At 42.8% G+C, this 10,395-nt stretch carries 13 protein-coding genes and 1 pseudogene; 12 read left to right on the forward strand and 2 right to left on the reverse strand.

All coding sequences use genetic code 11. The features are described 5' to 3' along the window. From AB4496_RS13415 to AB4496_RS13445, 7 genes are all read left to right on the forward strand, one after another. A partial coding sequence (locus tag AB4496_RS13415) for a TonB-dependent receptor domain-containing protein (protein WP_372131134.1) occupies positions 1-588 on the forward strand: 588 nt, incomplete at its 5' end. Positions 589-766: 178 nt separating this feature from the next. Next, the gene (locus AB4496_RS13420; RefSeq protein WP_102257987.1) at positions 767-1,534 is read left to right on the forward strand and encodes a DUF3450 domain-containing protein; all 768 of its coding nucleotides are present in this window, start codon (positions 767-769) and stop codon (positions 1,532-1,534) included. Continuing rightward, positions 1,534-2,910 carry a MotA/TolQ/ExbB proton channel family protein gene (locus tag AB4496_RS13425; protein WP_102257988.1) on the forward strand — a complete coding sequence of 459 codons (1,377 nt, stop codon included), beginning with the start codon at positions 1,534-1,536 and terminating at the stop codon, positions 2,908-2,910. Before AB4496_RS13420 ends, AB4496_RS13425 begins: the two co-directional genes overlap by 1 nt. Further along, positions 2,910-3,470: a MotA/TolQ/ExbB proton channel family protein gene (locus AB4496_RS13430; protein ID WP_009845407.1), complete on the forward strand. Its 561-nt coding sequence runs from the start codon at positions 2,910-2,912 to the stop codon at positions 3,468-3,470. Before AB4496_RS13425 ends, AB4496_RS13430 begins: the two co-directional genes overlap by 1 nt. Then, positions 3,467-3,871 (forward strand): biopolymer transporter ExbD, encoded by a 405-nt coding sequence (locus tag AB4496_RS13435; RefSeq protein ID WP_004731145.1) that lies wholly within the window; start codon positions 3,467-3,469, stop codon positions 3,869-3,871. Before AB4496_RS13430 ends, AB4496_RS13435 begins: the two co-directional genes overlap by 4 nt. A gap of 19 nt (positions 3,872-3,890) precedes the next feature. Further along, a complete protein-coding gene (locus AB4496_RS13440; protein ID WP_009845405.1) occupies positions 3,891-4,511 on the forward strand; it encodes an energy transducer TonB in 621 nt (206 codons plus the stop codon). Next, on the forward strand, positions 4,508-5,686 hold the full coding sequence (locus AB4496_RS13445) for a hypothetical protein (RefSeq protein ID WP_102257989.1): 1,179 nt from the start codon (positions 4,508-4,510) through the stop codon (positions 5,684-5,686). The genes AB4496_RS13440 and AB4496_RS13445 overlap by 4 nt, the downstream gene beginning before the upstream one ends. A gap of 166 nt (positions 5,687-5,852) precedes the next feature. Here AB4496_RS13445 and AB4496_RS13450 read toward each other — a convergent pair whose 3' ends face one another. Both AB4496_RS13450 and AB4496_RS13455 read right to left on the reverse strand, forming a co-directional pair. Beyond that, positions 5,853-6,173: a hypothetical protein gene (locus tag AB4496_RS13450; protein ID WP_102257990.1), complete on the reverse strand. Its 321-nt coding sequence runs from the start codon at positions 6,171-6,173 to the stop codon at positions 5,853-5,855. Between the two features lie 165 nt (positions 6,174-6,338). Further along, positions 6,339-7,433: a hypothetical protein gene (locus AB4496_RS13455; protein ID WP_102257991.1), complete on the reverse strand. Its 1,095-nt coding sequence runs from the start codon at positions 7,431-7,433 to the stop codon at positions 6,339-6,341. Positions 7,434-7,611: 178 nt separating this feature from the next. Here AB4496_RS13455 and AB4496_RS13460 point away from each other — a divergent pair, with 178 nt between their 5' ends. From AB4496_RS13460 to AB4496_RS13480, 5 genes and pseudogenes are all read left to right on the forward strand, one after another. Further along, the gene (locus tag AB4496_RS13460) at positions 7,612-8,241 is read left to right on the forward strand and encodes a PepSY-associated TM helix domain-containing protein (protein WP_032555053.1); all 630 of its coding nucleotides are present in this window, start codon (positions 7,612-7,614) and stop codon (positions 8,239-8,241) included. Between the two features lie 70 nt (positions 8,242-8,311). After that, a complete protein-coding gene (locus AB4496_RS13465; RefSeq protein ID WP_102257992.1) occupies positions 8,312-8,830 on the forward strand; it encodes a DUF2271 domain-containing protein in 519 nt (172 codons plus the stop codon). 85 nt (positions 8,831-8,915) lie between these two features. Continuing rightward, positions 8,916-9,752 carry a DUF4198 domain-containing protein gene (locus AB4496_RS13470; protein WP_017102108.1) on the forward strand — a complete coding sequence of 279 codons (837 nt, stop codon included), beginning with the start codon at positions 8,916-8,918 and terminating at the stop codon, positions 9,750-9,752. A gap of 115 nt (positions 9,753-9,867) precedes the next feature. Further along, on the forward strand, positions 9,868-10,203 hold the full coding sequence (locus tag AB4496_RS13475) for a hypothetical protein (RefSeq protein WP_012600589.1): 336 nt from the start codon (positions 9,868-9,870) through the stop codon (positions 10,201-10,203). Then, a pseudogene (locus AB4496_RS13480) lies at positions 10,200-10,395 on the forward strand (hypothetical protein); the annotation flags it as partial. The gene AB4496_RS13475 and the pseudogene AB4496_RS13480, both read left to right, overlap by 4 nt.

Consider the following 10,395-nt stretch of genomic DNA (forward strand, 5'->3'; position numbering starts at 1 on the left):
CTTTATGAGCTAGGCTCAAAGTGGGAACTGTTTGATGAGCGTTTATTCGTATCAGGAGCAGTATTCCAGATCACACAAACGAACATGCAAGTTACAGAAGACCTTCCTGCATCTCATGCAAAAGATACTCGTACTACACAGGTGGGTGAGCAAGTTCACACTGGTGTGGAGCTAGCTGCGACGGGCTACGTGACGGATGCGTTCTCTGTAAGTGCATCAACAATGTTCTTAGATGCTGAATATAAGAATGACCCTGCTCTTAATGGTAAAACACCAGCAGACGTTCCTGAATTTACTGCAAGCATCTGGTCTACTTACGCATTCAACAACGGTACTGATGTAAACCTAGGTGTGTATCACGTAGGTGAGCGTTACACTGAAAGTGCTAACACGTTTAAGAAAGACGCTTACACTCGTGTAGATGCTGGTGTTGCACATACGATTAAGTACGATGAAAACTTAGACTTTGTTGCACGCTTTAATGTAGAGAACTTATTCGATACAGATTACCTAGAAGGTGGCAGCACTCGCGGCGTTGTTGTTGGCGAAGGTCGTAACTACATGGCTACGTTACAGGTAAAATACTAATTTGTTAGTAGGGTACTATTGGCAGCTTAAATATTAAGGGGAAGGTTTCGACTTTCCCCTTTCTTGATTCTGCTATTTAGTAAAAATACCCCTAGCAATGCGAGTGGTTTTTAATGATAATGAGACTGCTTATCAATAAAACTCATTTGTTCTTCTTCTAAAGTAAATGACTACAATTATGAATCTTTTAAAAACTAGCCTAGCACTTGCCATCAGTTTGGTTGCAACGTCATCGATGGCAAACAGCTTGGATCAAGCTCAATCAATTCAAAACAAGACCAATAACGCGTCGGCTTCGAGCCAAAAGGTTATTGATAAAAGCTCACAAGCAACATTATTGTTGCAAGCTGAGGTTGAGCGTCTGCAAGAAGAAGTGAAAAATTTAGAAATCTATCACGATCATCTTGCCGCATTGGTTAAGAGCCAAGATCAAGAAGCGCAGAGTATTGAAGGGCAGATCGACGAAATCAAACTAACACGTCAAGGTGTTGTGCCTTTAATGTACAAGATGATCGATGGTCTCCGGGAAGTTATTGAAAGCGATCTACCTTTCAAGACAAATAGCCGTCTGCGTCGCGTTGAAAAGCTGAAAGCGATGATGACTCGTGCTGATGTCAGTGATGCTGAAAAATATCGCCGTATTTTAGAGGCGTACCAAATTGAAGTGGATTACGGTATTAAGCTAAGTTCTTATTCAAGCCGTGTCGAGTTAAGTCAAGATAAAGTGCTTGAAGTTGATATTTTGCATCTTGGCCGCATTTCACTGGTCGCTCGTAACTTAAATGGTACCCAATATTGGTCTTGGGACCAAAATAGCGATCAATGGCAAGAGTTGGATTCTTCGATGAAATCTGAGTTGGACAAAGCGTACGATATTGCTAATAAGCAAGCGTCTCCAAGCTTAATTACTTTACCTGTTTCTTTAACTGTTGCGGAGGTTAAGTAATGAACTTAAAGCCATTAGCAGCATTGCTTTGCATTACGTCAATTTCATTTTCTGCTTTCTCTGCATCAGACACGACAGCTCAGCTTGTTAACAAAGCAAAATCAGAGAGTCGCACGCAAGCGTCTCATAACGTAATTCGTGAAGCTGACTTTAAAAAGACAGAACAACAACTCAAAGCGATCAAAGCACAGCTTGAAGCTAAACGTAGCTCTATTCAAGGTGCGACCGATGTTCTGACTCAGACATTCAGTGATAACGAAAACAAGCTTGCTCGTTTAGAAGAGAAACTGCGTTTAGAAACAGGTAGCTTAGGTGAGTTGTTTGGCGTTGTAAGACAAAATGCAAAAGACCTTGAACATGAGCTTACGGATACAGTAACTAACGTAGATCGCGCAGCGTATACAGAAACTGTTTATCAAATCGTGGACGCAAAATCATTACCGTCAATGCCCCAGTTAACAGGTCTTTGGTTGAGCATGATGGAGCAAATTCAAGCAAGTTCAGAGATAAGCAAGTCGACAGTTTCACTAGTTAATAGTGAAGGGGTCACTGAAAAGGCAGAAGCTTATCGACTGGGTTCTATTGGCTTAGTTGCTGAGTCAGGTTACGTATGGTGGGATGCTAGACATCAAGATGCAATAGTTTACTTGAAGCAGCCTTCACAAGGTCCAACACTGGCGTCGCTTTCTACTTTAGCTAATGGCGAAGTGTCTAACGTGGTCGTCGATCCTTCTCGTGGATTCATGCTAGAACAATTAGCTTTGGAACCAAGCCTAGCTGATCGTCTGCAAGCCGGTGGCCTAGTAGGTAAAGTTATTCTTGGCTTGTTGGCAATTGGCTTAATCATCGCATTGGTTCGTGGTATTTCTTTGGCTATCGCTCGTCAGAAGATTCGCGCTCAACTTAAAAAACCTGAACAAGCGGGAGACAACCCTCTGGGTCGTGTTCTTGCGGTTTACAGCAAAGAGAAAAATCAAACAGTAGAAGCATTAGAACTGCGACTTTTAGAAGCGGTAGTGGATGAACAAACTCACCTAGAGAAAGGTTTATCAATGCTGAAGCTTCTAGCTGCTCTAGCACCAATGCTTGGCTTGCTAGGTACCGTAACCGGCATGATAGAAACATTCCAAGTGATCACACAGTTTGGTAATGGTGACCCTAAAGTAATGGCGGGCGGCATTTCGATGGCACTTGTTACAACGGTACTTGGCCTTGTTGCTGCAATGCCACTGCTATTGGCACACAACATTCTGAGTACTCAGTCAGAGAACATTCGTAATATTTTGGAGAAACAGGGCATTGGCCTTGTTGCTGAGCAGGCAGAGAAGTCTATTGAACCAAGCGCTGTTGTTTCACAAGTTGGGACTGCCGCGTAATGGATATTTTGTCGGGTTCTCTATTACCAGCGAGTTGGTTAACGAGTAACTGGCTGCTGTCTTTATCAAACTTTATGGATCAGGGCGGTTTCGTCCTGTGGTGGCTAGCGGCTGTCGTCCTCGTTTTTTGGGTACTTGTGGTAGAACGTGTGCTTTATCTCGCGTTCTATTTTCCAAAGCAACGCCAAGCTTGGATTACAAAGTGGCATGAAAGAGAAGATCACTCTTCTTGGCATGCTAAAGCCATTCGTGAAGGTTGGTTGGGGCAAGCGAGTATCTTGCTTAACCAAAACTTGAACTTTATTAAGCTGTTAGTTGCTATTTGTCCGATGTTGGGTTTGCTCGGTACCGTAACCGGTATGATCTCCGTTTTTGATGTCATGGCGACTCAAGGAAGCAGTGATCCTAAATTGATGGCCTCAGGTATCTCGTTGGCAACTTTACCAACGATGGCGGGTATGGTTGCTGCATTAGCGGGCATGTTTGTTCATGCTCGTTTAGCGAAAGTCTGTAACCGCTTAGAATTGAAATTAGAAAAATCTTTAAGGAGTCAACGATGAGACTCGGTCGACGTCATTCTAAAAACGAAGAGGCTCAAATAGACCTTACTTCGATGCTTGATATCGTATTCATCATGCTTATTTTCTTCATTGTGACGAGTTCATTTGTTCGTGAATCTGGTGTTGAAGTCAATCGCCCGCAAGCTTCAAATGTAGTGAGCCAAAAAGATGCAGGTATCTTTGTCGCGATTACTTCTGCGAATGACATTTTCATAGATAAACGTGTTGTGGATGTTGAACGTGTTCAAGCGACGTTAGAACACTTGTTGCTAGAACAACCTGATGCTTCTTTGGTTATTCAGGCGGACGAGCATGCTTATAACGGTACGGTTGTTAAAGTGATGGACGCTGCCAAAGGTGCGGGTGTTAAAAATATTGCGCTTGCAGCTGAAAAGCGATGATCTTGGAGGATCTTAATCAATGATTCGCCTATTTCTTGCATTACCTTTAGCGGGAGCGTTGGGTTTAGCACTATTTTCTTTCATGGCTTGGATGGTCGATAATGGACACCAACGTTCGCCAGACAACAGTGAGACGTTAAGTTTCAACATGGTGATGGTTGAACAAGAACAAGAAGTACAGAGAAGACAACGTGCAGTCCCGGAACAACCCGAAATGCCAGAGCCGCCACCGCAAGCGCAAACGTCTCAGTCGCAAGCTGAAGTAACGCCTCTGAATTCAATGTCTTCACTGTCTTCACTGGATTTGAATACTTCAATTGAAGGCCTAGCGATTAACGCTCCAACATTTTCTGATTTTGGGTCAAATCAACAGGTAATGCCGCTTTATCGAGTTGAACCTCGATATCCAGCAAAAGCGCTAAAGCGTGGCGCAGAAGGGTATGTCATTTTGTCTTTTACAATCGATGAAACAGGACGTTCTGTTGATATTCAAGTTACGGATGCAAATCCACGTCGTATGTTTGAACGTGAAGCGATAAGAGCACTTAAAAAATGGAAGTATCAACCAAAAGTCGTCGATGGAAAAGCGGTAGCGCAGGTTGGTCAAACCGTGAAACTAGAGTTTAAGTTGGCAAAATGATGAAACAGATATGGATATTAGTGGGCTTGTTGATAATGCCCCTTACAGTACAGGCAAAAGAGCTTACCCAATACACCGTTATTCGTGTTCAAAAGGCGAATAAACTTGCTCAAGAGGAGCAGGTTAAACAGGCGATTGAGGTTTTGGCTAGTTTGGAGTTATCTAAAGGCTATGACAAAGCCTATGTCGCTCGCATGCTTGGTGTGTTTTACTGGCAAGATGGTAAAACAGAGACGGCAATCAAGCAGCTTACTTATGCAGTGGATAGTGGCTTATTGGTCGATGAACAAGCTTGGGTAACGAAACGTATGTTAGCTGATTTACTGCTTAGCGAGCAGGATTTTAAAGCGGCATTACCACACTATTATGAGCTCGTTAAAACAGCACCGGAAACTGAAAAGAAAGACACGCTATGGATGCGAATTGCTCAAGCTGAATACCAAATTGAAAACTGGACGAAAGTACTGGTGGCCATTGGTAATCGCGACAAGTTCAATTCAAAACCACAGTTGTCGCCTCTCTCGTTAAAGCTGGGTGCTCAACTACAGTTAAAACAATGGAAGCAATCAATTCCTACGTTAGAAAGTTTAGTTGAACTTCAACCCGAAAAAGACAACTGGTGGCGTCAACTGGTCGGGATTCAGTTAAGGCTAGAGCGTAGCCGAGATGCGTTGAATACCTTAGCGCTTGCTGAGCTACAAGGTGTTGAACTGAATAATTCAGACCGTAGGCTACTTGCTCAACTGTACGCGAAACGAGGCATCCCTGAGCGCGCTGCGCAAGAAATTAGCAAGTTAGATGACGCAAACAGCGATGTTCAACTTCTGGCTGAGCAAGCAACCTACTGGCAGCTAGCGAAAGAGTGGGACAATGCTATTGAAGTGTGGACGTTAGCGTCGAATATGAACACTCGATACCATTGGAATGTTGCTCAATTATTGGTTCAGCAAGGTTACTACAAGCGAGCTCTGGTTGTTTTAGACAAAGTGAAAGACAAGAACAAGCAAGCTGACGTTGCATTAGCGAAAGTACGTTCATGGTATAAGTTGAAGAACTTAGATAATGCTCTCGCTCAAGCTAAGCGCGCGAACAACATTGAACCGTCTCCTGAGGCTAAAGGGTGGATCAAATATCTTACTCAGCTACGAACAGTCAGTGATAACGGAAACGTCTAACCGCTCATAGCAAACAGAAGACAAGAAACAGCATATTAGAAACAAGAAAAGCAAAAGGGTGTCATTTGATTGTTCAAATGACACCCTTTTTTATATATTGAATAAAATTGAGCCTTAGTGCTTCATTAGGCCTTGCTGTTTGATCGAGGTATGAGCAAAGGCAAAGTTAAGGGCTGCACATCTCGCCACTGTGTGATCCCGCAATGATCACTCCGCTTTGGTCTACAATCCAGTTAATGGTGCAGTCACGATAGGGGTTTTTGAAAGAATGTTGTATTTCACCATTCTCGAGTGAGGTTTGAGTTTCCACCCAAGCAAATGTGCGTGACTCCCAAAATGTAACGGCTTGAGAGTGGGGCGTTAAATACAAAGCTTGCGCATCGGTAATATTGGAACCGATGTAACTCTCGATATGTTCGTCAGTACTAACAATCTGGCTAGTACAAGCGCTGATAAAAATCATAGCAATGGGAATATAGATACGCATTAAAAATCCTTTTTAGTGAGTATGATTATTCATATATCTAAATATACAACAGCGTTATTTAAATTAGTAAACACGCCATTGCAGTATCTCTATCTTAGCCATGATTAACCCCCAACCTTTGTCTGAAAACGTGACATACCGACGAACCGGAGTGGACATACTGAGTTATCTCAGTGAAGAGTATTTTATTGCGTCCTTTTCAAATTGAGCGACTTTAGAGCCTACTGATTTTAGTGCTCGTTGATATGCATCAACATCATGCCCGACAACAGATAATGCAGCGTCGTAAGGCGACATTGCTTTTTCCAGTTGTTCTATTTTGTAACCAAGTTGGTCTAAAAGATAAATGACAGAGGCGCCACTGTTATAAAAAACGTAGAATCCAAAGTGCCACTTTACGTCTTTTTTATTTTTTAGATTCAAGCTAAAACTTCTTCCTTTATCGAAGCTCAAGCTATTGTTTTTATATACTTTTCTGGCTGTTAAGACGGTGATGTATTCTGCCGAGCCTTCTATGCGTTCTTGTGCTAGGGCCATGTTCTCAACCAACGATGTATTGTCGTTAAGCATTTGTCGTTGCCTAATTGCCACATATTGTTTCAACAGCTCACGAGCTTCCACCTTAGTCAATTTTCTAGGTAGTCCATCAAACAGCTCGGTGAGTATTAACTCGTCTTGGATAATGCTTTTGGTTGTAGGGTAATTGTCAACGTCCTGTCGCCAATTGCTTTTGTTCGCCCAAGAGGTTTGATAGATGTGGAATACCTCATGAGGCGCAAATAAAAGGTCATTGGTAAATGGGTGTTGATTGTTAGCGACTGCATCCGTGTATTTTTGTGCGTAGTATTTGTGACCATCAATAAGTAAGTCGAAGGTGTACAGGTTATTTGAACCGTTGTTTATCTTAGTTACGGCACTATGCATTTCCTTTTTGTATTCATAGATTTTCATACCACCAGATTCTGCTGAACTGATCTTGGTCGCACTTTTTAGAACTGACTGAGGATTAATAATGAATGCATTTATAGGCTCATCTTTAGCATTGACACGAATCAGGTAGTGGGGTCTTTTGGCGTAATTATATCCATCCCAGTAATTCAATTTCATGTATGCTCCGATCTGCTTGATCATCGCTTTGTCAGCCACATTTTCAACGCTAGCAACGGCCGTCGGTGTCGTGGATTTAGGTGAACTCGAGCTTGAATTTGAATTACAAGCAGACAGTAGAAGAATGGTTACCCCTAGCAATAAACTTTTCATGATGACCCTTATCTAAGCAAATGTTGCTTAATACATTAACGGTATTCTTAGGAGCGTTCTGTAATAACTTGTAACTCGGCCACTTACATTATGGATAACGTAAATGATGTAAATTGAATGCCAATACGAATGATTATCAACTAAATTGTCGCCATAAAATCTATAGGTATTGGTTTGTATGTCGTTAAAAAGTAGGGCGGTTCAATCATGGGCTCGTCGACTTCATGTTTATATTTCTATGGCGCTGTTGTTTGTTGTTCTTTTCTTTTCAGTGACAGGCATCACCCTTAATCGCCCTGAGCTATTTGAATCCAGCCAACCCAATATCCAACACTCTACGCTAACGCTTCCCACGAGTTTGTTTACGATCCAAGACGGTCGACTGAAAGCCGACGAGTCTGCTTTTGAAACGTTTTTGTTTGAAGAAGCAAACCTATCTGGCGTTCCTTCGGGTTTAGACATCTACGCAGAGATTGAAGACGGTGAGTTGCTCATCGGTGAAGTGTCTATGGACTTCAAAGGACCTGGCTACAACGCTTCTGTGTTCGTCGATGTGACTTCTGAAATGGTGGAAGTCGAAACAACGAATTATGGCGTTATTGCATTGTTGAATGACCTACACAAAGGGCGTAATAGCGGTGAAGTGTGGAAGTGGTTCATCGATATTACTGCGCTATTGATGGTCTTCTTTGTACTGACAGGTGTGTGCTTACTGTTACCTAAGAAAAAAACACTTAATACCTCTATTAAATGGACGGTATTTGGGTCTGCAATTTCACTTGCTATCTATTTTGTCGCCGTACCGTAACCCGCTATCCGTTCCATGAGGCGGTGTGAGGGTGAATTAAAGGCGCAACGGATTTGAAAGGTTGTTAAACATGAAAAATATGAATTGGAGTAAATCGCTCCTTGCTTTGTCTCTTTTACCAAGCTTAGGCATGGCTGAGGTGCTTCCTGACACAGCAAAGCTCGATGTGCATTTCGAGTTACCAAGAATTGAGGCTTCTCCATACAAGCGCCCTTACGTAGCGATATGGGTAGAGAACAGTGAAAGAAAGTCAGTGAAAACGATCGAGCTTTGGGTCGGCCAAGATGAATGGCTTAAAGATTTACGAAGTTGGTGGCGAAAAGTCGGACGTTACGACCGCGAACTCGTTGATGCGGTGACTTCCGCAACACGTCCTGTTGGTCAATATCGTTTTGCTTGGGATGGCAAAAATGATGCCGGTCAATCGTTAGAGCAAGGTGAATACACGGTTCATATTGAAGTTGTACGTGAACATGGTGGCCGAAACTATCTTCGCCAAAAAGTAGCACTCACTGACAAAAATGCTTCTTACCAATTAGAACCAACGGAAGAGACCGGTCAGATTACGCTCAACTATATCGTTAAGTAGTAGATAAAGAAGCGATAAATAATGGTAGCCATCGTAGACGCTCATTGAGCGACACGGTTAAAGATTACAAATAATGGAATTGAACATGATGAAACAGACAAAAATAAAGGCGCTTGCTCTTGCAGGTGTAATGGCGTTCGGTCTAGCAGCAACGACGACTGCGCAAGCTCACCCTCGTTGGGTTTTGCCTTCTCATTTCACCGTTTCTAAAGAAGGTGGTGACTGGTTAACATTTGATGTGACGGCATCCCACGGTACGTTTGTTTTTGATAAGCCAGCAGGAAGTGATAAAGCATTCGTTATCATGCCTGATGGCCGTAACGAGCGTCCTAACTTCGTTGTAAAAGGCAAGCGTCGCTCAATGTTTGATTTCTATTTTGAGGAAGAAGGTACACACAAAGTAGCAATCAACAATGAACCAACGTACTGGACACAGTACAAAGCGGGTCGTCGTGACACAGTAAAATGGATTAAAGCGACTAAAGCTGAGCGTGATGCCTTATTACCTGAAAAATCACGTGACGTGGTAACTCAAGTTGGTTTCACTCGCGCAGAAAGTTACATCACAGTAGGCAAGCCAACGGATTCAGTTTTCAAAATTGAAGGCAAGCTTCTTGAAATGAAGCCTGTTACACACCCTTCAGACATCGTTGAAGGCGAACCGGTGACATTCCAATTCTTCTACAACGGTGAAATCCAGAAAGACGTGAAAGCGGAAATTACTCGTGAAGGTACGCTTTACCGCAATCACCAAGAGCAGATTGATGTAGTGAGCGATGAAAACGGTGAAATCACGTTTACTCCAGACGTAGCGGGTCGTTACGTAATGAAAGCGAACTACAAAGGTGAGTTGGTTGACAACCCACTGGCAGACAAAGCAAGTACGAATGTGCACCTGACATTCGAAGCATTGCTTCAATAGTCGGTTTTATCGGGAGAAAGCTCCTGATTATTAGATAAAAAAGACAAGGGCTCATTAGAGCCCTTTAACGGTCAGTATACCACTGAAAATTTGTAACGTGGCGAGGGTACGAACGATGAAAATAACAATAAAAGCAAACACCATAATTGCTCCGTGCTTAGCTCTGGGGCTTGGTTTAGCGGCATTACCTGCGCAAGCACACTTTCCATTGATGAGCTGTTGGTTTGAAGGCAAAACGGTTGCCTGTGAGGCAGGTTACTCTGATGGTAGTAAAGCGATAGATTACGCAGTCGCGATGTACGACTATGAAGACAACTTGATAGCGAAAGAGATGACGGATAAACGCTCTATTGTCGAATTTCCAAACCCAAATTCTGAGTTTTACCTCGTGTTTGATTCAGGTCACGAGTTTCCTGTTGAAGTCGACGTTGTAGAGATCAAAGAAAAATGATGATTCAAAGTGTACGCGCTGACACAGGCGGAAGAGAGGGCAAGTGGGTTGGCCTAATCATTATATTCATCCTTTGTTTTGCGACGGTTGCTATTCCGTTTAATCAAGCAGAATCTCATATCGAAGTGACCCTTGATCACCAAGTCTTGGTGACTGATGTTGAGCAAGAAAACTTGGCGATGCTGTCAGAAC

Origin of the sequence: Vibrio sp. 10N.222.46.A1 (assembly GCF_041473595.1) — a bacterium.
Classification (GTDB): Bacteria; Pseudomonadota; Gammaproteobacteria; order Enterobacterales; family Vibrionaceae; genus Vibrio; species Vibrio tasmaniensis_A.

Bases quoted from the DNA above. Each gene is read 5' to 3' on its own strand.
- AB4496_RS13420 (WP_102257987.1), top strand. From the start codon at position 767: ATGAATCTTTTAAAAACTAGCCTAGCACTTGCCATCAGTTTGGTTGCA.
- AB4496_RS13425 (WP_102257988.1), top strand. From the start codon at position 1,534: ATGAACTTAAAGCCATTAGCAGCATTGCTTTGCATTACGTCAATTTCA.
- AB4496_RS13430 (WP_009845407.1), top strand. From the start codon at position 2,910: ATGGATATTTTGTCGGGTTCTCTATTACCAGCGAGTTGGTTAACGAGT.
- AB4496_RS13435 (WP_004731145.1), top strand. From the start codon at position 3,467: ATGAGACTCGGTCGACGTCATTCTAAAAACGAAGAGGCTCAAATAGAC.
- AB4496_RS13440 (WP_009845405.1), top strand. From the start codon at position 3,891: ATGATTCGCCTATTTCTTGCATTACCTTTAGCGGGAGCGTTGGGTTTA.
- AB4496_RS13445 (WP_102257989.1), top strand. From the start codon at position 4,508: ATGATGAAACAGATATGGATATTAGTGGGCTTGTTGATAATGCCCCTT.
- AB4496_RS13450 (WP_102257990.1), bottom strand. From the start codon at position 6,173: ATGCGTATCTATATTCCCATTGCTATGATTTTTATCAGCGCTTGTACT.
- AB4496_RS13455 (WP_102257991.1), bottom strand. From the start codon at position 7,433: ATGAAAAGTTTATTGCTAGGGGTAACCATTCTTCTACTGTCTGCTTGT.
- AB4496_RS13460 (WP_032555053.1), top strand. From the start codon at position 7,612: ATGTCGTTAAAAAGTAGGGCGGTTCAATCATGGGCTCGTCGACTTCAT.
- AB4496_RS13465 (WP_102257992.1), top strand. From the start codon at position 8,312: ATGAAAAATATGAATTGGAGTAAATCGCTCCTTGCTTTGTCTCTTTTA.
- AB4496_RS13470 (WP_017102108.1), top strand. From the start codon at position 8,916: ATGATGAAACAGACAAAAATAAAGGCGCTTGCTCTTGCAGGTGTAATG.
- AB4496_RS13475 (WP_012600589.1), top strand. From the start codon at position 9,868: ATGAAAATAACAATAAAAGCAAACACCATAATTGCTCCGTGCTTAGCT.